Consider the following 21,358-nt stretch of genomic DNA (forward strand, 5'->3'; position numbering starts at 1 on the left):
CGATTTCAATCTTAAAAGGGCGGCTCATGGCTATTTTAATTTATCGAGTTTCTTTTCTCCATTATATGCAGCTTCATATAAAATTGGTATTAGAGCGAAAGTTGTATGAGCTTAATATTTCTCAACCTGAGTTAATCCAAGCAAAACTAGGGCATCGGGGACAACAGAATTTCCCTCAAGTAAAGCGCGTTGAGTCTGCTTTAGGTCTCTACACTCAATTGCAGTCCAATAGACCAACCAGAGAATTACTCTATCAAAAAGCTAATACTTCATTACAAAATCTGCTCAAAAATAATCAAGATTTTGCGATTCAAATTCAGGAATCTGGCAATAAGGCAGCAAAGCAAAACCAATTTGCGGCTATGATCAGCATTTTAGTGGGATTGGGCGCATCACTGACACTGGCATGGCTGCTGAGTCGGGCGATCGCTCAACCGATCCAGGAAGCTTATAATACGCTGGAACATCGAGTTGAAGAACGAACTCAAGAATTGCAAGAGGCGCTAGAGACTCTCTTAAAAACTCAGTCCCAATTAGTACAGACAGAAAAGATGTCGAGCTTAGGACAGTTGGTAGCGGGAGTCGCTCATGAAATTAATAATCCAGTCAATTTCATTCATGCGAATGTGACTTATCTAGATCAGTATGTAACTGCTCTACTAGCTTTGATCAAGATGTATGAACAGGAGCATCCTCAAACAAGTCAGGGAATTCAGGAAGTGATTGAGGAGATTGATTTGGAATTTTTAGCAGAAGATTTGCCTAAAACGCTTGCTTCTATGAAAGTGGGAACAACACGAATTAGTGATATTGTTCAATCGCTCCGCACATTTTCTCGTATGGATGAAGCAGAACTAAAGCCTGTTAACCTTCATGCTGGGATTGATAGTACGCTGATGATTCTCCAACATCGTCTCAATGACAGACCAGAACACCCAGAAATTCATCTTGTTAAACACTATGGTGATCTGCCGTTAGTGGAATGTTATGCAGGTCAACTCAATCAAGTGTTTATGAATATTGTCACAAATGCTATTGATGCGTTAGAGGAACATAATCGCGATCGCAGCTATCAACAGATGTTAGAGAACGTCAGCCAAATCACAATTTCAACTGATATCAACACTCAAAATCAGGTAAAAATTATAATTGCAGACAACGCCTCCGGAATGCCTGAATCTGTCATAAAACGCATCTTGGATCCGTTCTACACGACAAAACCTGTCGGTAAAGGTACGGGACTTGGATTATCTATTAGTTATCAAATCATCACGAGCAAACATGGCGGAACATTGGAATGCTATTCAACTTGGGGAGAGGGAACGCAGTTTGTAATTCAAATTCCAGTAAAGGCAAGTTGAGTTTTATCTGTTTTTAAGAATTATAAAATATTTTAAAAATTTTACAGAGACTTTTAGTGGAAACTATAGCATTAAATGAAAACGGTAGAATGCGCCCAAATAACTAATGATGCTGCGGTAACTTAACCAGACTGCCGCCAATGTGTCGGTGCTTCGATATAATCAGGTAGGCGAGTGGTGCGATCGCCAAGTGCGTTTCTAATCTGCTGTAATTCTAAGTTTTTAGCTCCTGTTAAAATTGTCCCTTCCAGTTTGACATCACTGAGGTTAGCTTCTGAGAAGTTAGCTCCCATCAGGTTTGCCTGAGTCAGGTTAGCTTGATAAAAGGTTGCCCTATAAAGGTTTGCTCCAATCAGGTTTGCTTGATGTAGGTCAGCTTCCGTTAAGCTGGCTTCTGAGAGGTTAGCAAAATAGACTTCTGCTTGGTGGAGTTTGGCTGCATTCAAGTTAGCCCCTGAAAGGTTGGCCCCATTTAAGTTAGCCCCTGAGAGGTTGGCTCCAATCAAACCTGTCATGTGCAGGTTGGCTTTCCCCAGTTTTGCTCCTTGCAAGTTAGCTAAAAACAGCTTTGCCCCAGAGAGGTTGGCGACTTTCAAGGTCGCTTGTTGCAAGTTAGCTTTATAGAGGTTTGCTCCTTGCAGATTAGCTACACGCAGACTTGCTCCAGTGAGGTTGCTTGACCGCATATTTGCCCCAGAGAGGTTGGCACGGTTGAGATTAGCCCAACAGAGGTTAGCTCCACATAAGCTGGCTTTTAGCAATTTTGTTTCATAAAGAATAGACCTAACGAGTTTAGCGCCGCTGAGGTCAGCCTCACTCAAGTCTGCTTCACGCAAGTCAGCCCCACTCAGGTCAGCCCCACGGAGGTCTACTTGTTGCAGGTTAGCTCTGAGCAGGTCTGCCCCTCTAATGTCGGTATTACGTAAATCAAGTTTCTGCTCTTTTGGGTCTTCGAGTATATTACGCCTGCCGATGACAGTTAGGGCTGCTTGAATATCGGTACGTATTTTTGGCAATTCTTCATGGAGGTTTTGCTCTAACTGCTGTGTCAGACGCGGCCCACCTCTGTGCCGACTTGAGTAACCTGCTTCTTGATATTCTGCCTTTTGTTGCTCTGCTTTTAGCTGCTCTTTTGGTGCATTCTCTCGCACAAAGGCAGTGAGAATTTCCATAATTGTCCAGTGTTCTTTAGAAAAATCCTGAGCAACTCTTTCTAATGCATAAATTGCGCCTGTCCGGGTTTCAACCTTTTCATGACCAAGCTGGGCAATTGCCCCCATAAAACGCTCTGCAATCAATCTGTCTTGATTGAGTTTTGCATTTTGAATGCCAATTTCGACGTTTTTCTCAGCTGCGATCGCGTTTTTCTGCATCGCTTGGGCACGCCTGGCTGCATAATAAGTATTAAACATTGCTGCCGATGCGAGGAAAACTATGGCAGTAGTTGTTAATGCTTGGTTTCTATACTGAATTTTTTCCGGAATTGACAATTCTTTAACACTGGACAAGGCGAAAAAAATTACAGTCAATGAGAAGCCAAATATAGCTGTTATAGTTATCAACCAATTCAATAGAGCGTCTGTCTTTTTAGAAGACATGGTAAAGATTTTCCTTACAACCTAGAATTATTACTTAGATGTTGGGGAAAAATAGTATAGCATTTAGCAGAAAATTATAATAGATGCCAAGACACTCATTGAACTAAGGAATGATATCGAATATACTTGTAGATTACGACAGAAATAAATCACTCATTCCAAAACAATGAAACACTTGCGGTACAGGAATTACGAATTCTGGCTTCTTGTAGAGAAGTCATACTAGTAAACTATGCCAGAAGTTTGCCTACCTTTAACAAGGGGATTTTGCCCCAAGTCTTGTGAATTGAGATAGGAAGTAGATTTACCCCTTGCAATACTAGTACAGCGCGGCGGAAATACAGCGTATTGTAGGTAAATGAAGTACACAGGTAGAGGTACAACATGTTGTGCCCCTACAATAATCTGTACCTCACCTTGGCGTAGCCTAAGAAGAGAAGTTGCAATCTGCTGTAAACAACCCGTTTCAAATCAACGAAACGTTTACACTGTATTTCTTTTGAATGAGTGAATGAGTGAATGAGTGACTTCCGCCTTGCGGTACTAGTGTTTCACTCAGAGAATTTGGCTTGCCTGAGATTTGCCCCATCGAGTGTGGCATCATTGAGAACTGCCCCATGCAACGCAGCTAGATATAAAGTTGCACGATGCAGGTTAGCTCCAGAGAGGTTAGCTCTTTCTAGGTTGGCTGCACTGAGAATTGTCCCTTCTAGGTTAGCTAGATATAAGTTAGCTCCTTCTAGGTTAGCTGCACTGAGAATTGCCCCCGCTAGATTAGCTTCTCTGAGGTTAGCCCCAGCAAGATTGGCTTGATAGAGATTTGTTTGTTTTAGGTTCGCCCCATTTAGGTTTGCCCCCCTCATGTCCGTGTGACTCAAATCAAGTTGCTCATTTTCTGGGTCTTTATTTACATCTCTTCTAGCAATAACGGTAAGGGCTGCTTGAATATCTGCACGAATTTTTGCCCTGAAGTTGCTTGTTATTTCCTCTTGGGGCATGTAAAGAGCATTTTCTCGGACAAAAATAGTAAGCATGTCCATGATTATCCAGTGATACTGTGGATAATTATGGGCAATTTGCTCTAAATCATTAATTACAGCTAGATTGGTTTCTATTGTCTTATTCCCTAGTTGTTCAATTGCTATTCTTAAACGTTGTTTTGGCGACTGATACTGAGTTTGGTTAACTCTTTCCTGAAAAGCATCTATCCTAAGATATATTTTTGATAATTGATGGTTATTTGTCGGTGAAATATTTTTCATAGCATGAAAAGCATTAATAATTATTGTCAACATACCCAAGCAATCACAGTAGTTTTTAACAATTTAGCCACGGATGCTATTGTTTCATGCATGGTCAATATTTGAATATGCTAATGCAACCAACAAAATAGAAAACATAACTGTTGAGTAAGTAGACATTAACATATATGCTGCCTGCTATCCTCAATTATTAGTTCTACTCACTACTTTTCATTCTTCACTATCAACTAGCCCTGATCCTGATAATTTTTATTGATGCCTAATCAGTGAAAGAACAGTCATAAATCATTTGTGAAAAACCACTAATGACAAACAGAAAAGTCTGAGCAAAGATTTCCGGCGTTGGTTAGGCGCAGTCCGTCGCAGTGAAAAGTTGAGCCAGTACATTCCTGTCGCCTTGCGTCAGAATCTTCTGGCGTTGGAGCGGAGGGTTCCCTCAAATCAAAACTTTTCAAGGCAGGTATCAGAACTTCACAGACAGTCCTCTACTACGATCGCTGTTAGGCTAACACGAAAAATCTTACAACTCAAATAGGATTGCTCTTAAGTACTTCAATGCAGCAAAACTTACACCCGATAGTTAAAGAGCTAGTGCTGATTGGTGGCTGTCACAGTCATGCAATTGTCCTGAAAATGTTTGAGATGAAGCCGTTACCCAGAGTCCGTTTAATGTTGATTACCGCAGCCAAAAAGACAGCCTACTCTGGAATGTTACCAGGACATATTGCCGGATTTTACAGCCACGATGAATGTCATATTGACTTGCGAGCTTGAGCAAACTTTGCTTAAGCACAGTTGTATATTGACAAAGTAAGTGCCCTAGACCTGGAAAATAACTAAGTTCTCTGTGCTAACGGACTTGTGGTAGATTTTGATGTGCTGTCTATTGATATTGGCAGCACTCCGGCCAGAGTGTCTGTATCAGGTGCAGCAGAATATGCGATCGCAGTTAAACCAGTATTGCAGTTAGCTGTAGGTATAAAATCCTCAAAAACCAATTAGCATTGCGATCGCAGGCGATGATGCTGGCGGTGTAGAATTAGCGCTGTCGATGCAATCTCATTTACATCAGATTTTACGTCAAACTTAACAACCAACTCAAAATCTGGAAATTCATTTATTCCAGCGTTACACGGAACTAATGCCCAATTACCATTCATCAGTGCGGCATCAAACTCAGCAAATTCTCACTGAGCGAGATATTAAGCTACATCTTGGTTTCCCTGTGTGTAAAGTTGCACATACAACACACAGGGAAACTAAAGAAATATTTGAGATTAAATGTGACTGCGGTGTATTCTCCAGCTAATTTAGCGATATACAACGCGAATACGCTGGACGTTTGATCATCCTTACAAGTAAAATACGGTAAGTGCATCGCCTTAGGGGCTTTTACATGTAAAACCGCAGAAAAGTCAGTTAGAAGTTGAGTTTAGCAGAGCAACTGATCCATAAGCAGTTATCAAAGTCTGTTTCAGCTAAATGCCAGTTGCCATGCTGACAAAAACTTCCACACAGGTTTTAAGTTTTCCAGAAATCCTCTGCCCTAACTTTTAGCTGGATAACCTTTGTATCACTCATGCCTTGAGCAACACAATAACTTGCCATCATTAGCTCTGTCTGCAACTGGGCTATAGTTTGGCACAATTGCTGCTCTCTAGCAGTGAAGCTTTAGCTGACTTTCAGTTTTAGCTGCTCGTAGTTAAGTCAGTGAACAGTTATCAAGGCTTCGTTTGAGAATTTAAACCTAACCTACACTGCTCACTTATAGAAGTGGGAGACTCAACAGGACTTTGATAACTGATAGCTGATAACTGATTGTTGAAACCCCCGAACAGTATGCACTATTTATTACTACCGTTCTTAAGCTTTTTTGTTGGCATCATCGTTGGTTTGACGGGAATTGGCGGAGCCTCTCTCATCACCCCAATGTTGATTTTTGTTTTTCAGGTTCCGCCTTCCATTGCTGTGAGTTCTGATGTTGTGGCTGCCACATTGATGAAGATTGTTGGTAGTGTCAAGCATTGGGAACAGAAAACCCTTGATACAAAAGTTGTCAAATGGCTGGCATTTGGAAGTGTTCCAGGCTCACTGTTCGGGGTGGGGATTTTGCACTTCATTAAACGTACAGGTGAGTATAACCTGGATAACATCTTGCTCCGTTTGCTTGGCGGGATGATTTTGCTAGTCACAGTTTTAGCACTAGTGCAATTGTTGTTATTGACTTTTTTCCCCAAATTTAATTTACCCGAACTGCCAAAGTTAGACTTAGAAACTAACTTTGGTCGCTTTGCGACAATCACTTTGGGAGCAATTTTAGGCTGTTTGGTTGGTCTAACTAGCGTCTCATCAGGTTCAATGTTTGCCCTGGTGCTGATTGGGTTTTTCCGCCTTGATGCACGGAAGTTAGTGGGTACAGATATTTCACACGCAGCAATTTTACTGCTGTTTACAGCCCTCGGTCACCTCAGCCTGGGAACAGTTGATTGGAATTTGGTACTGCCTATCTGGCTAGGCTCTGTGCCAGGGGTGTTACTAGGTGCTAAAATCTGCCAAGTAGCTCCACAACGCCCACTACGGTTTATCATTTATGCCATCTTGATGATGGTGAGTTGGAAATTAGTTCATCAGGTTTAATACAAGGTCTTACTTTGTAGTAGAAGCTTTTTGACAGTTTGGTTGTAAAAGTTTTTTGCCGCTCACTGACTCTCCAAAAAGACGGCACCTAGATTAGGTGCAGCTAAATAGACCTTTTGCATAAATCAAAAATAAGAACCCCACCCCCGCCAAAGCTACGCTTTTAGGACTTACGCAAAAAACCTCTCAAACTCTTATTCCTCCGTGTCGCGCCAGTTGCTCTCATAGCGGGAACGCTAAGAGCGTAGCTTGCTTCCCCGGAGGGGTACAAATCTCTTAATCGCAGACGCTCGCAGGCTCGCTACCGCTGCGCTATCGCCCTTGGCGTCTCCCCTTCTCCCAAAGGGAGAGGCTAACGCCAAGGGAGAAGGGCGCACTGGCTTCTCTGTGTCTGGAGTGGTAGCCTGTGGCAAGCCGCTTCTCTACGTTCGCGCAGCGTGTCGCAGACAGACGCTTTGCGTAGCTTGCTTCTCCGTAGGAGTATGCCTCTACGTTCTTCCATGACCCGTGCGTAAGTCCTGGCTTTGTCTCCCCTCCCGTAGAGCGAGGAGGGGTTGGGGGATCTAAAAGAACAGGAAATTGAGTGTTTGGGCTTAAATTGAGACCAATGGGGGTGGGGTGTTAGGGACTTTTGCAAGAGGTCTAATCTATCCCTTTGTTCGTTCCAGTATTCGTGGGAAAACAAGAATTAGCGACATTCAGCAGTGTTTTTGGAGTGCAAGTAACATCAGGGGCAAACAGTGAGTAGCCACCTTTTTTCCTTGTGATCCGAGTTCGTCGGTGCGAATCAGAATACCTCCTAAAACTTGGTTAGATGGAATGACCAAAATAGTTTTATGATTCTCTACAAAGCATATTTGAAATTATTTAGGTCTACTACCAAAATATTCTCAAGCTCATTCTTGAACATGGTGAATCACCTTTAGGTGATTTGGACAATGCTGGTGTTGAACCTTCTTTCAGGGTTAAATAAAGTGCAAGGAGATGAAAAAGTATGGCTGAACACCCATTTCATGACCAACTGAGTTTAGAGGAACAAGCAGAAAAACTCGCAAAGCAAGCATTAACCTTGGGTTTGATTCCAAGCTTTGTGGTGCATTACTTTCGCGATACCTGGGTATTTTATATACCTAATGAAAGTCAATCCGAACCTTTAACACCAGAAGAGGCATACTTTCGTTTAAAACGACTGACTAAACAGTAGATATTTTCACGACAGATTTTGAAGATAACGGCTAAGTACTGCAATTATTGAGTAACAGTAGTTATGGCAAAACCTGCAATTTTAACCGTCGATGATGATCCAGAAGTGTTGCAAGCGGTGTCACGAGACTTGCGGCATCAGTATGGCGATCGCTTCCGCATTGTCCGGGCAGATTCCGGTATTGCCGCTCTGGACGTGGTGCAGCAACTCAAATTACGGAATGAAGCAGTTGCTCTATTTTTGGTGGATCAAAGAATGCCCCAAATGGGAGGTGTGGAGTTCCTTGAACAGGCAAAAGGCATTTTTCCTGATGCGAAACGTGCTTTACTGACGGCCTATGCAGATACGGATGCTGCTATTAAGTCAATTAATAGTGCCAGACTTGATTATTACTTACTTAAGCCCTGGAATCCACCAGAAGAACGGCTATACCCGGTTTTGGATGATTTGCTAGATGACTGGCTAGCTAGATTTCGCCCACCCTTTGAAGGGATTCGAGTAATTGGTAATCGCTGGTCGCCTTTGTCCCATCAGGCGAAAGACTTCCTGGCGCGTAACCAGATTCCCTACAAGTGGTTAGATATTGAACTGGAGCCAGATGCAGTAAAATTAGTAGAATACGCAGAAGCTGATGGCAGACAGCAATTGCCCTTGGTGCTGTTTCCCGATGGTTCCCGATTAATCCAACCATCTAATTTAGAGATTGCCGCTAAAATTGGACTACAAACCCAGGCAGAACGCCCCTTTTATGACTTGGCGATCGTGGGTGGTGGCCCTGCCGGACTAGCAGCCGCTGTCTATGGCGCTTCTGAGGGATTGAGTACAGTCTTAATTGAACGTGAGGCACCAGGCGGTCAAGCAGGCACGAGTTCGCGCATTGAGAACTATCTGGGGTTTCCTGTTGGCTTGAGTGGTAGCGATTTGGCAAGGCGGGGAGTCACTCAGGCGCGACGATTTGGGGTAGAGATTCTCACTCCTCAAGTAGTAACTGGAGTTAGGCTGCAAGATCCTTATCGGGTTTTGCAATTGGCAGATGGCAGCGAGATTAGTTGCCATGCACTTTTAGTTGCAACCGGCGTTTCCTACCGTTGGCTAAATGTCCCAGGAGCCAAGAAGCTCACAGGAGCAGGAATTTATTACGGTGCTGCCATGACTGAGGCGATCGCCTGTAGCAATGAAGAGGTTTACCTAGTAGGCGCGGCAAATTCTGCCGGACAGGCAGCAATGCACTTTTCTAAGTATGCCAGTAAAGTGATCATGTTGGTGCGGGGTGAGTCGCTTTCATCAAGTATGTCTCAATATTTGATTGACCAGATTGCAGCTACTGCAAATATCCAAGTTTGCACAGGTTGCAGCGTCATGGAAGTGAAGGGAGATGAACATCTAGAAGCAATTGTGATTGCTCATGCCAAGACTGGACAAACCCAAACCATGCCAGCGCGATCGCTTTTTATCTTCATCGGTGCTAGCCCTAAAACTGATTGGCTCGATGGTGTTATTCGACGCGATGCTCAGGGGTTTATCATCACAGGCCCCGACTTGATGGATAATGGCAAATCTCCTTTGGGTTGGCGTTTAGAACGCTCACCTTTTTTGCTAGAAGCCAGTGTTCCTGGTATCTTTGCAGCCGGAGATGTGCGCTACGGGTCAATTAAGCGGGTGGCATCCGGCGTGGGTGAAGGTTCGATCGCCATTCAATTCGTTCACCGCTATCTGAGCAATGTTTAACTGGATCTAGAAAAACTAAGGAGGTTGATTGATGTTGTGTATTGAAGAATTGATCAACTTAGACCCGTTTCAACAGCTTCCTAAAGAGCAATTGGAGTGGGTTTGCGATCGCGCTGGCACAGTTGAACTCCATGCCGGAGAAGTGTTGGCACATGAGGGAGATCCGGGACATGGCTTATTTATCTTAGTCAAAGGTAAAATTAATCTCACCCGCCGCAGTCAAGGAGTTGAAATTCCCATCGGTCAACATCAAGCCCCATCCTTTTTTGGTGAAATTCCAGTCCTCACAGACGAACCTGTACCTGTGACAATGCGGGCATTAACAGATTGTAACCTCTATGAAGTTAAGGCAGAAGACTTCCGTAGATTGCTGCATGAATGTCGTGATTTTGAGCGGATGGTTTTTCGGATTATGGAACGTCGTCTTCGGGGACTAGAGTCCTTTATTCGGGGACGGGAAAAGATGGCAGCTTTAGGGACACTTGCCGCAGGTTTGGCTCATGAACTCAACAACCCAGCCGCAGCCCTGGTTCGGACTTTAGAGTCAATGCCACCCGCGATTCTGGAGCTACAACGAATGAACTTAGTTTATGGGCAACGCAATGTTGACCAAGCGCATACTCAAAACTGGTTGAGAGTGCGTGAAGAGGGCCATGATGCGATTTTGAATAATCGTGTAGATCCGGTGACACTAAGCGATCGCGAAACCGTGTTGCTGGAATGGTTAGAAGATTATGGTGTGAAGCAGGCATGGAAATTAGCAGAACCTTTAGCAGAAGGTGGTGTTGAGGTCGAAACCCTAGATGATCTAATGGAACGTTGGCGCAATGACGAGACTGAATTGCGAGAAATCGGATTGCACTGGTTATCGCTCTCGTTTGAAGTCATGTCAATGATTAAACATGGTTTGCGAGGAGCCGAGAGGATTTCCGAACTTGTGCAAGCAATGAAGTCCTATGCTTACCTCGATCAAGGCGTTCAGCAAGAAGTGAATGTGCATCAAGGTTTAGAAGATACATTGCGATTGTTTGCTCATAAACTCAAGTGCGGCATTCAAGTACAACGCAATTACGATCAACATCTTCCTAAAACTCTTGCCTATGGCAGTGAACTGAATCAGGTGTGGACAAACTTAATTGATAACGCCATTGATGCAATGGATGGTAAGGGACTCCTGGAAATTACAACACAGCATTGCGATCGCTTTGCCCATATTGACATCATCGATTCTGGCAGTGGAATTCTACCTGAAATTAAAACCCGCATTTTTGAACCTTTCTTCACCACCAAATCAGTGGGGCATGGTTCAGGACTCGGTTTAGAAACCGTTCGCCGGATTGTAGAAAATCGCCATCACGGTACGCTCTCATTTGAGTCGCAGCCAGGCAGAACTTGTTTTACCGTTTGCTTGCCCTTATCAAATCAATGATTAAAGTTGCGCCAAGGACTAACTGGTGTCCTGACGGCGTGAATTATCAGGCGTTGTGTGTTGTCTGTAGTTGTTCCATCAAAATTGGAAATATCCACGCTCAAAGCAAAACTTGTTAACTCGCACTTAAGAGCGATCGCCCAGAATCTGCTTATATCAGTGGGGAGTCAGAGTTTGTTGCTCTGTGTTTACGTTTCATTTTCAATGCTAGTGCGATCGTTGCCAGCACACCAAGAACAGTATTAGATTCTGGGACTGAAACCTGATTACCCACAGTTCCTGTTTTGTCAATATCTAGCAACATCTTTCCAGTATTGTCACTATAGAAATTATCGTTTACAGCCAGGAACAAAAACCTCGCTGTGGTAGGAATCTTAAGTGCCATCTCACCGAAGATACCAAAGACACCATCAAATAATGTTTGTTGACCGCAGGTTCTGGTAGGGTCACCCAGGCTTGCACCACTGCACATATAAGCATTTTTGGCACTGTCAAAACTAGAGCCTGGGGAAGCGGTAGAATCAAACAAAGTCCGAGAAGTCCAGGTGTTCTGAGTGTAGCCATATTGATTGGTGTCTTGCTTATTTAGGGCTACAGCATCAACCACACGTTTTTCAGAAGATGTATCAAGAAGCTGATCTGAAGTACTGAACACCCCGATCATGTCGCTCCTTTGACTTGGATTCCAAACACTCGTGTTAAATGTACTAGAAACATTCAGACTGATCAAGTCGCCACCTCGCAAACCCAAATCTGCTAAGGATATGGCTTTAGTGTTACCAGCAACAGTATTTATATTATTATAATAAGTTGCGTCAGCCTCGGTTCTCAAAAAGGTGTATGTCGGGTCGATTGTCAACGATGCCGCTTGAGCTTTGTTGACGGTAAAGAACGCTCCCAGTCCTACCAGACTAGAAACCATTAAAGCACCCCAAAATTTTTTCATGTATTTGTATTGATTGACTGTAAATACATCTTAAGCAACTTTAGATGTTTTTGTATCAAAAAATACACTTAAAACTGTAAAAGTTAGATATATTTTGGTGAATATTTCTCAGTATATATATTTAAATCTAAATATTTATTATATATAAATCTACTAGGTAAATCAGTAAAATAAATCTGTATACTCACCGTTGACCCAATAAACAGTAAGTAAAGATACGCAAAATTAACTACTCCTATTTGACGAAGCCAGCCCTCTGTGGTTGTGGAACTGGATACAACAGAACGCGTGAGCCTCGCCATCTGCACGCTTCTGGAGTTGCGACAAGGACTCGAAAAACGAGGATGGTTTGCGGGTTCGGTATTACCGCTTGAATACTGAAAATGCCACGTTTGCCTAGCAGCTATTGGAGTATCGCTAAAGGCAACGGGAAGAGAAGGAACAAAAATGGCAGTCGGAGCAAAAACGTTATGCAACTTATGCGGCTCAAATGCAAGCTCAGTATAGGATTCATCCTCCGTCTACACCCCCAAATTATCAAAATGGAGATAATAATTCGGGAGGCATGGACGGGGAATTAGGTTCATTGTCAATAAGCCCCTTTTTTTCCTGCATTTGTTCAATGAGTCTAATGCGTCAAACCCTTTCCCTGGCTTGTTTTCACCTTGCTTGTCGCCCTCTCAAGTCCTAGACATATAAAAGCGAGGTCTCGGTATTTAATAGTCTGCTTACTTCCGCCGTGCTGTACTAGCTAGACGACACTTCTAGTTGAGTAATTGTCAAAGGTACTTCCACCCCAATTCGACAGCCTCTTCCTGGTTCTGTCTCCAGGGTTAACGTGCCCCCCAATGCAGCGATTCGCTCCTGCATCCCTTGCAGTCCAAATCCTCTGCCAATGGAGCTACCCCGATCAAACCCACGTCCATTATCTACCACACTCAGCCGCACGATTTTGGACGTTGTCTCAATTTCTATGGTCACCGCTGTTGCCTGAGCGTACTTGGAAATATTGGTTAGCGCCTCCTGAACAATTCGGTATAATGCATTCACGATCGCCGCGGACATCGGCGGATTAACCATTGCTGCTGTCTGCCCTATTATCCGCACTTGCGTTTCAATGCCACTTCCTTGACGAAAATCATCAACCACAGCAGTGATCGTCTCAGTCAAAGACTGCTCTGCTTGATTATCTTCACGCAATGCCTGCACCGATTTTCGCACCTCTTGCATGGCAGTCATGCCCAACCGTCGGGCTTGCTGCAAAAAAGGTTCTGCCCGGACTGGCTCCTGTTGCCAGAGCAACACTGCCGTTTGTAGCTGCACATTCAGCGCCGTCAGCGCGTGCCCCAAAGAATCATGAATATCACGGGCAATCCGATTGCGCTCTTGGGCAGCTGCCAACTCTTCTGCCTGGTAGGCATACAGGGTAAGCTGCTGATGCGCTGTCGCCAGATCCTCCTGTGCCTGACGTTCAGACAGCAGTGTATTGACTAGCATTAGCACCAGAAACAGCCCCAACCCAAACATTAGCGTTTTGGCAACTAGGTGCATCCAAAACTGCTCCTCCAGTCCGGGCGCGAATACTTTCATATTCTGTACGTAGATGGTCTGATGCTCCAAAAACAGCACAAGCAACATTCCGCCAATTACCCAACGTCCGATCATACCGAACATGAAGCAAGTGCGAATAAACACAATTACGTACAGCGTCGGCAAAATATGGAGATATCCCAGCGCCGTTCCGTAGAAAATTAAGCCAATTTCGGCAAATGTGTAGAGGATTTTGACGAGTAATTTGCCCATTGGCAGCACCCACCCCATGACACAAAGCAACAGCAAAACAGAAATATGCTGGAGAGGCAACCGCCGCCCGGCGATCGCTTCCAATACGGCTAAGGAACCGCAGCTTGCAAGCATCACCCATTCGGTATACACCAAAAAGCGAAATGGATTTGGCTGGAATTTAAGAAAAGATAGCATAGATGCACGCCACACAAAGATTTTCTTCAAAAATACTGTCAATAGCCTCAAATTGCCATGCCCCTTTCGTTGAGATCGTTGCCATATCTCAACGAAAGTCGTAGTTGAGTTAGGACTTTGGTTGAGCCAAAAGACAAGACGTTCTTCAGATGTTTTCAGCAAGGGTGAATGTTTAATATAAAGCTATTAACTGAGCAACTTACTAGGTTAGTCTGCCACTTGCAATCCAGAAGGAGAATCATTAACGAATAGTTTACATATAGTTGCTGATAATGTCCATTTGTTTTGTCTTGTTAATTGCTTATGAAATGGTTGTACCTTAATTTAGATAGATGCCAGATCAAGCAATTCTTTGACTGATTATTTTCTATTCTATACATTTACCAAAACTGAAGTTTCAAGGAAGAACATCATGAAGTTTTCATTTAGCAATAATACAAAAGGTAAATATCCCTCCGAACAAATTTACTTTGTAATTGTTGGGATAAATACATCAGGTAAATTTTGTCATGTCGATAAAAACGGCAACTTAATTCCATGTAATGATAGCGATAATGATGCGCCAGGTCATCTAACTAAAAATGGGCAAAACTGGTGTAATTATTCATATACTCTTAATGAGATTTCTGAGATAGAAGTTCCGCTTATTGATTCGGGGAGAGCCTATATTAGTCTGGGTTCACCGATGTATTTCAAAGTTGTCAATAACGGATTTGGGTTTGTTGGGCCTAATACAGCTAATCCATCTGACCCCAATATAGACGTTTACTTTGATTGGTTAGAGTTTACCATTAATAATACAGGCTTTTACGGCAATACTACTCAAGTAGACCAATTTGGATTTCCAATTGTTATTGAATTAACAGCATCTGATGGATTTTCAAAAAAACTTGGCATAACTGAATCAAGGAGTGATTTATTCAGTAAATATCAAACTGTGCCAGTCGAGTTTCAATCTTTGCTTCAGGCACCCTATAGAATAGTATGCCCATTTAAAGGTGGTTTTGCTAATGGTGGTAATTACGCAATATATTTCGATGATTATATTCGTGATATCTGGCAATATTACACGTCAAATCAACTTCAACTTACAATCCCACAGGGAACATTTACAGGAAAAGTAGAAAATAATATCTTGACTTTTACCAAAGCTGATTCTCCTGATACAAAATATACAATAAACTATCCTAAATCTTGGGAAGTTTTTGAATGTAGTGGAGTATTTGCGACAGGTGATGGGATTCAAAAGGCAATTCAAGCTCAAATTAGTGCCATGTTTAACAGGCACATATTAGAGAATCCGGCAAATAATTGTCAACCAACAGAGTACTATAAAAATGCTCCTGCTAATTACTATGCTCAATTCTGGCATCTTCATAGCATAGATAATAAAGCTTATGGATTCCCATTTGATGATGTGTGCGAGCAAAGTACTTTAATTGAACATCCAAATCCTCGAGAATTGAAGGTAACTATTAGTTGGGATTAAGATATCCATTTTCTGTTTGGTTAAGGATATGATTTGATTTTGCTTATACCTAGATAAAAAGTAAAAATCAAATTATGTTTTCTTGGTTCAAAACTTAGCAATTTCAAGTGATTTATGTTTATAAGGGCACACACTACATACGTAAAGTTTTGTCAATGCGTAAGTTCTAATTTAATTAAACAATCTAAACGTATAGTCCTGAGTCTAATAACAATATTAATGAGCTTCTGTTTTTTTGCTGTATCAGCTTCGGAAGCTCGCGCGGACGGTCGCTTTAGTAATCTTTGCCAGCGTGCTTATATGACCGGAAATGAAACATTATTGGTATATTGCAAAAGTAGTTCTGGATGACTCCCCAACCACCCAAAGCATCGTGCCACAATGCCATCAACACGTCTGGTTTCGGAATGACCATCAACATCATCAACGGCGGCATCGAATGTGGTAAAGGGCAGCAGACTCCACAGGCTCAACATAGAATACAACTCTACCAGCAGTTTACTGAGATATTAGGTGTTACCCCAGGCGAGAACCTTTCTTGCTAGGGAGTTAAGATTCCCGACTTCTTAGAGAATTCGGGAATCTAGCCACCCCAACCAAATTTTTCAAAGGAGGCATTATTAGCTATGGCATATACTCTTAAAGATAGTTGGATTGGAAATCAGTTCATCAACAGAAATGAAAAAGGTGATAAATGGAGTTTTTTCGACCAGGACGACCCAACCCACGGCTATGTAAAATACGGGAAGTGGGACGAGCTCATCAACATTGTCGATGGAAACAAAATTAAAATCGACGTTGAATCGGAGGGCTACAACCCTGAAGAGAAACGCCAAAGAAAGGCAATCCGTATTTACACAGATAAAAAGTATAATGGAGGGCTGTTCATTATCGATTTAGACCACATACCTGAAGGAATGGCGGTATGGCCAGCAATATGGCTGGTTGGAACTGGATCTACATGGCCTGAGAACGGAGAAATCGACATCATCGAAGGAGTCAACTCGACACCCTCTGCGAACAACAGCAACCAGTCAACATTGCACACCAGAAACGGATGTGTCCAAAACATCCCAAATATTTTGAATCCTGACTGCAACGCCAACAACGCTTTCACGGGATGTGGCATCATGGGACCCGAAAACTCTTTCGGCCACGGATTCAACGAGAACGGCGGCGGAGCATACGCTTGCGAGTGGCTCTACGACCAGACAATCAAAATTTGGTTTTGGAAGCGTGCTGACATCCCTGCGAATGTCCTTGGAGATTCACCTGACCCAAATACATGGGGAAACCCTTACGTCAGCTTCAATCCGTGTCCCGGATATTTCAAAGACATGGAGATGGTCATCAATACGACCTTATGCGGAGACTGGGCGGGCAATGTTTTCCCTGGAGGATTAGAAAAATGCGGTGGCTACCTTTGGGACACAAAAAATAATCCCAAATTACGAGACGCATATTTCCTTATCCGAAGTATAAGAATCTTCACGTAAAAAACAAACTAATCGCTTGATTCAATCGGTCTGAGAGTTTTTCGTTCACACAACATCACTTCTTAGAGTAGAAGGAATTTCAAACAAATGTAATCCATATAGCGAATAGCAATCTTGTAATTGCTGTTTTGCACCTTCAAACAACACCCAAAGTACAGTGAAAAACCTTATTAAGAGAAGAAACTAATGGCTGATAACAACAAAACTCTTGTTGCCTATTTCCAGAGTTGGTCTGAAAAGTGGAGCGACGATCCCAAAAAACTGCAACTGGCTAATATAGCGCCCTATGTGAATATGGTGATTGTGTCTTTTATCAGACCAGATGCTGCTTACAACGGTAACAATAAACTGGCGGGCACAGGGCTTGATTTTAGTGCAGATGGAGCAGTGGTAAAAGATGCGATCGCCTATCTCAAAAGCAAAAATCCTGGGACAAAAGTGTTGGTGGCACTAGGCGGAGCTACTTATCAGAATTTTGCGGCTCTGAATACTAAGGCGATCGCAGATGTGGTAAAAGATTTTGGATTTGACGGTGTAGATATTGACTACGAGCCTTTCAATAACGGTCAGTGTTCATCCTCAAACGGTCAAGTTACCTGTACTACTGATGCTGAATATCGTCGCATTGTCAATGAAATTCGCCAAGCACTACCCAGACCATACTTAGTTACTGTTGCAGCTTGGAGTGTTGGTGCTTATGGTGAAGGGCAATGGGTAGATGCCACACCTAAAGCCGCGTTAACAGGTTTATTGCTCAATTTGTTGCGATCGCCTGAAGCTAGCTACATTGATCAACTGAATGTCATGTCCTATGATGCAAGTCCTGAATACAACCCACAAGTCGCCCTAGCTGCTTATCAGAACTATTTCAAAGAGAAAATTGTCATGGGCGTTGAAGTGCCACCAGAAGCATGGGGCGGACACGTTTATACCATACCGGAAGTTAGTAACCTGGCACAAGCAGTTATTGACTCGAACGCGGCTGGGATGATGCTATGGAGTTTACAAAAGCAGCCAAATGGAACACCAAGCGATACCAGCCCAAACGCTCAAATGATTGCACAAGCGATATGTCAAACTTTGTCACTCGGTAATTGTCAGCAACCACTTTTTGAACCCTAAGTTCTCATTTACAAAGATGGCAATCTATAGCATTTAATTTACGATACCAATGACGACGCTATCGAAACCGAGCCTAACCAAATTCAAGTTGAAATGGTACTTATGATTTCTTCAACATCTCAATCGCAATACACCCAGGTGTATAGTTCACAATATTGGAGTTGGTATGCAACTGAGGAGCGGTGGAACGCAAATTCCCAAGCTTTCCAAGCTCAGTTAAGTTTTCCAGATCAAGTGTACGAAAAACTGAAATAATTTTTAGGAATTGATCCAATTCAAGGGACACCTGATAAGCGATTCTACTTGTTAGTTAATGAACAAACAGGCGGTGGTTTTGCGGCTGGAAATATTTCTGAAATTCAAAAGGGTCCAGGAATTGGTATTAGTTGGGATACGTGGATAAATCAGTTTACAGGTAATACTTATTGGAGCCACGAACTCATTACTCACGAAACAGTAAATCTCTTTACAGGTTTAATCTTAAGCGGCTGGCCTGTCGATTGGTGGGCAAATCATCGTTCACCTTTTCCCTTTATGGTCAAAATTAAAACCCTTGAAGCTTTGGGTTACACAGATGGAGCACAAGCTGACAGGGAGCGATCTGATACTCTAACTAAGATGTTTTTAGATTTGCAAAGCAAATATGACTGGAATCTGTACAGACAACTGCTAAAGTACGTTGCTAATGACGGATGGACTTCTTGGGATACACTTTCTGAAAGTGGAGGTTCTAATCCCAGTATTTTGAGATCGAGTTACGTAGCAGCCTACCTCTCTGCGGCTGCTAACACTAATCTGACAGATGTGATAAATAGTACATATACTGTCACAGATCATTTAGATTATACACTTGATGCTCAAGTAGTTCAGCAAATAATAGACAGGCGAAACGAAATCCAAACTCTACCACGAGATAGTGCTCAGTGGAATAACTTCCGCAAAGGCATCGTTAGGGATTAGGTTCTGTTCAACTGGATAAAAAGAAAATCATCAACCGATCAACAATTTGAACGAGGCGGTGCTTCTTTTACTGATTCAGCAGTTTATCTAATTAATCAACGCCTTATACCAATTCTATCTGAGCCTACATAGAATAGTCCCTTTATCTAGCAAGGATTTCAGGCGGATCATTTTGTACATCTTCATACAGAATTGGTATTAGCTCTAACGTGCGCGATGAAAAGTATATAGCAGCAACGGGTGAGCAGCAATACCAACAATGCACTAATCGAAATCCAAGTAACACGAAGATAAGCACAAGTTGATCCGAACTTTGCTCCCCATGCAAGACTCCACTCAATTTTTTTAATTGAAGGTATTATTATGTCTCAATTTTTCGGTGTCACTTTTCAACCTTATGTCCGTCACTGGACAGGAACACCTCCAAACGCTACAACCCCGCAGTGGAACTCTTACAGCCAGCAAGATATTGTGAATATGTTAGAGGTCATTGCATCTGAGTTTACCAAAATCAGTACCTACAGTATGGGGTATGCCGGGTACTACTCACCAACAACGCCTTGGAATCAGGTTGATTCTAACTGTCGTGTTGCAGGAGCTGCTGCCGAGTTAAATAAGCTTCGCGATCGAGTTGCTATTGAGGTAGCTCAGGGTATTTATCAGCAGTCGGATGCAGCACTGCAACAGGCAGAAATTGAAGCGGCGTTTTCAGCAGCTAGGGCAGCAAACGCTGTGTTTCCTAACACGGTAACTTCATTGGTTTTTACTAATGAATATGTCGTTGACGCACAAACAACTAATGCAGTCAACGCAATGATTGTAGCTAATAAGCAAAATTCTCATAGCCTCAATCTCAAAGTTGGTGTCCGCTCGAATACCTTCGGAAATATTACTAATCCAAGTAGCCCATTTTACAACGAGCTTAAGACACTGATCCAAAACTGTGATTTTATTCAATGCAATCTTTATCCTGGTTCAAACACACCCACTCCCCAAGACGGTGTGAATGGGGTAAGCCAAGCTTTCAATACGATCAAATCAGCAGTTGCTGGAATCAACTCACAATGTGAGGTGATGATTGGCGAGACTGGGTGGCCTTCACAGGGAGTTAGCTTCAACAACACGGATAACAACGTGAATAACCTCCAAGCATACTTTGAGGCGATCGATAAGTGGGCATCACAGGAAGGCGTAATTACTTACTTGTTTGAGGCAATTGACGAACCTTGGAAAAGCAATCAGAACGCACAAGATCCTCCTTGGCAAGGACAGAATGGTGCTGAGGGACACTACGGTCTTTGGTATCTCAATGACTCTGGTGGTTATACAAAGAAGCATGTCTAGCAACTGAAAACCGTTATCAAAATTGAGAGAAAAAAATGGGTGAGAAAAAAACTATCAATTTTTCTGGCTATGTATGGGAAGTACGCTCCTCCGATCATGAAGGCCCAGGTCCAAACAACTGGAGCAGTGATAATGTCTGGGTTGATCAAGATGGTTATTTACACCTGAAAATTACTCAACAAAATGGAATCTGGTACTGTGCCGAACTCTATTCAACAAGTATGGGATTTGGAGAGTATGAGTTCTACGTGATTAATCGCATAGACCTATTTGACCCAAATATCGTCTTAGGATTATTCAATTATCCTACGTCATCGATTGGCCCAGACGGAACCAATGAAATAGATATTGAAATAGCAAGATGGGGAAATTCTAAATATCCAAACGGGAATTTCACTGTTTTTCCTGCTGTTTCTGGACTCCATCAAGATAGTCATACCTTCAACTTTTCTCTAAATGGAACATACACAACTCACCGATTTGTCTGGACTAGCAAGGAGGTATATTTTCAAAGTCTTTATGGTCACGGAAACGACCAGCAGAACAAGATAGCTGATTGGTCTTACAAACCAGAGAAAAATTCTCAATATATTCCCCAGCAGCCCCTACCAATTCATATCAACCTTTGGTTATTTGAAGGTCGGCCACCAACTGACTTACAAGAAGTAGAGGTGATCATAAGTAAATTCAAATTTACACCTTCTTCATAGCTTTCCATCACACTAAACTTAGTGAACGGCAAAGCCAACATGGCCTCACTATATTAAGGAATGGCAGAGCGATCGCACAACTTCGTTCCCCC

The 21,358-nt window shown here is 42.7% G+C and carries 20 protein-coding genes; 15 read left to right on the top strand and 5 right to left on the bottom strand.

Features of this window, described 5'->3' with window-relative positions; all coding sequences use genetic code 11:
• On the top strand, positions 1-1,361 hold a 1,361-nt coding region (locus V7K48_RS07270; RefSeq protein WP_335070980.1), incomplete at its 5' end, for a sensor histidine kinase.
• Between the two features lie 122 nt (positions 1,362-1,483).
• On the opposite strand, the gene V7K48_RS07275 is transcribed toward V7K48_RS07270, so the two are convergent.
• The gene (locus tag V7K48_RS07275; protein WP_335070982.1) at positions 1,484-2,959 is read right to left on the bottom strand and encodes a pentapeptide repeat-containing protein; all 1,476 of its coding nucleotides are present in this window, start codon (positions 2,957-2,959) and stop codon (positions 1,484-1,486) included.
• A gap of 551 nt (positions 2,960-3,510) precedes the next feature.
• Positions 3,511-4,221, bottom strand: a complete 711-nt coding sequence (locus tag V7K48_RS07280) for a pentapeptide repeat-containing protein (protein ID WP_335070984.1) — start codon at positions 4,219-4,221, stop codon at positions 3,511-3,513.
• 555 nt (positions 4,222-4,776) lie between these two features.
• Here V7K48_RS07280 and V7K48_RS34910 point away from each other — a divergent pair.
• Together V7K48_RS34910 and V7K48_RS34915 are read left to right on the top strand one after the other, a co-directional pair.
• Positions 4,777-4,995, top strand: coding sequence for a hypothetical protein (locus V7K48_RS34910; RefSeq protein ID WP_442949417.1), 219 nt, complete (start codon positions 4,777-4,779; stop codon positions 4,993-4,995).
• Positions 4,996-5,082: 87 nt separating this feature from the next.
• Positions 5,083-5,223 (top strand): hypothetical protein, encoded by a 141-nt coding sequence (locus V7K48_RS34915; RefSeq protein WP_442949418.1) that lies wholly within the window; start codon positions 5,083-5,085, stop codon positions 5,221-5,223.
• On the opposite strand, the gene V7K48_RS34920 is transcribed toward V7K48_RS34915, so the two are convergent.
• On the bottom strand, positions 5,220-5,381 hold the full coding sequence (locus tag V7K48_RS34920; protein WP_442949419.1) for a hypothetical protein: 162 nt from the start codon (positions 5,379-5,381) through the stop codon (positions 5,220-5,222). The two genes, V7K48_RS34915 and V7K48_RS34920, sit on opposite strands and share 4 nt — an antisense overlap.
• Positions 5,382-6,060: 679 nt before the next feature.
• On the opposite strand from V7K48_RS34920, the gene V7K48_RS07290 reads away from it, so the two are divergent.
• From V7K48_RS07290 to V7K48_RS07305, 4 genes are all read left to right on the top strand, one after another.
• Positions 6,061-6,858 carry a sulfite exporter TauE/SafE family protein gene (locus tag V7K48_RS07290; protein ID WP_334972071.1) on the top strand — a complete coding sequence of 266 codons (798 nt, stop codon included), beginning with the start codon at positions 6,061-6,063 and terminating at the stop codon, positions 6,856-6,858.
• Positions 6,859-7,852: 994 nt separating this feature from the next.
• Positions 7,853-8,062, top strand: a complete 210-nt coding sequence (locus tag V7K48_RS07295) for a hypothetical protein (RefSeq protein WP_335070986.1) — start codon at positions 7,853-7,855, stop codon at positions 8,060-8,062.
• A 63-nt stretch (positions 8,063-8,125) separates the two neighbouring features.
• Positions 8,126-9,790: an FAD-dependent oxidoreductase gene (locus tag V7K48_RS07300; protein ID WP_335070988.1), complete on the top strand. Its 1,665-nt coding sequence runs from the start codon at positions 8,126-8,128 to the stop codon at positions 9,788-9,790.
• A gap of 31 nt (positions 9,791-9,821) precedes the next feature.
• Positions 9,822-11,219, top strand: a complete 1,398-nt coding sequence (locus V7K48_RS07305) for a sensor histidine kinase (RefSeq protein WP_335070990.1) — start codon at positions 9,822-9,824, stop codon at positions 11,217-11,219.
• Positions 11,220-11,370: 151 nt separating this feature from the next.
• Here the strand turns inward: V7K48_RS07305 and V7K48_RS07310 are convergent, their stop codons facing one another.
• Both V7K48_RS07310 and V7K48_RS07315 read right to left on the bottom strand, forming a co-directional pair.
• A complete protein-coding gene (locus V7K48_RS07310) occupies positions 11,371-12,165 on the bottom strand; it encodes a hypothetical protein (protein ID WP_335070992.1) in 795 nt (264 codons plus the stop codon).
• A 747-nt stretch (positions 12,166-12,912) separates the two neighbouring features.
• A complete protein-coding gene (locus V7K48_RS07315; protein ID WP_335070994.1) occupies positions 12,913-14,307 on the bottom strand; it encodes a sensor histidine kinase in 1,395 nt (464 codons plus the stop codon).
• Between the two features lie 250 nt (positions 14,308-14,557).
• Between V7K48_RS07315 and V7K48_RS07320 the strand changes: the two genes are divergently transcribed.
• The 8 genes from V7K48_RS07320 to V7K48_RS07355 all read left to right on the top strand — a co-directional run bounded on the left by V7K48_RS07320 (position 14,558) and on the right by V7K48_RS07355 (position 21,266).
• The gene (locus V7K48_RS07320; RefSeq protein ID WP_335070996.1) at positions 14,558-15,634 is read left to right on the top strand and encodes a glycoside hydrolase family 64 protein; all 1,077 of its coding nucleotides are present in this window, start codon (positions 14,558-14,560) and stop codon (positions 15,632-15,634) included.
• A gap of 347 nt (positions 15,635-15,981) precedes the next feature.
• On the top strand, positions 15,982-16,179 hold the full coding sequence (locus V7K48_RS34925) for a chitinase (protein WP_442949420.1): 198 nt from the start codon (positions 15,982-15,984) through the stop codon (positions 16,177-16,179).
• Between the two features lie 81 nt (positions 16,180-16,260).
• On the top strand, positions 16,261-17,130 hold the full coding sequence (locus V7K48_RS07330; protein WP_335071000.1) for a hypothetical protein: 870 nt from the start codon (positions 16,261-16,263) through the stop codon (positions 17,128-17,130).
• Positions 17,131-17,316: 186 nt separating this feature from the next.
• Entirely contained in the window at positions 17,317-18,252 is a 936-nt protein-coding gene (locus tag V7K48_RS07335; RefSeq protein ID WP_335071002.1) for a glycoside hydrolase family 18 protein, read from the top strand.
• A 93-nt stretch (positions 18,253-18,345) separates the two neighbouring features.
• On the top strand, positions 18,346-18,507 hold the full coding sequence (locus V7K48_RS07340; protein ID WP_335071004.1) for a hypothetical protein: 162 nt from the start codon (positions 18,346-18,348) through the stop codon (positions 18,505-18,507).
• 48 nt (positions 18,508-18,555) lie between these two features.
• Complete coding sequence (locus tag V7K48_RS07345) at positions 18,556-19,212, top strand: hypothetical protein (RefSeq protein WP_335071006.1); 657 nt, start codon at positions 18,556-18,558, stop codon at positions 19,210-19,212.
• A gap of 363 nt (positions 19,213-19,575) precedes the next feature.
• The gene (locus V7K48_RS07350; protein ID WP_335071008.1) at positions 19,576-20,556 is read left to right on the top strand and encodes a glycosyl hydrolase family 17 protein; all 981 of its coding nucleotides are present in this window, start codon (positions 19,576-19,578) and stop codon (positions 20,554-20,556) included.
• A gap of 35 nt (positions 20,557-20,591) precedes the next feature.
• Positions 20,592-21,266 carry a glycoside hydrolase family 16 protein gene (locus tag V7K48_RS07355; RefSeq protein WP_335071010.1) on the top strand — a complete coding sequence of 225 codons (675 nt, stop codon included), beginning with the start codon at positions 20,592-20,594 and terminating at the stop codon, positions 21,264-21,266.
• Positions 21,267-21,358 lie beyond the last annotated feature (92 nt).

The sequence above is a fragment of the Nostoc sp. genome (genome assembly GCF_036919615.1).
Classification (GTDB): domain Bacteria; phylum Cyanobacteriota; class Cyanobacteriia; order Cyanobacteriales; family Nostocaceae; genus Nostoc.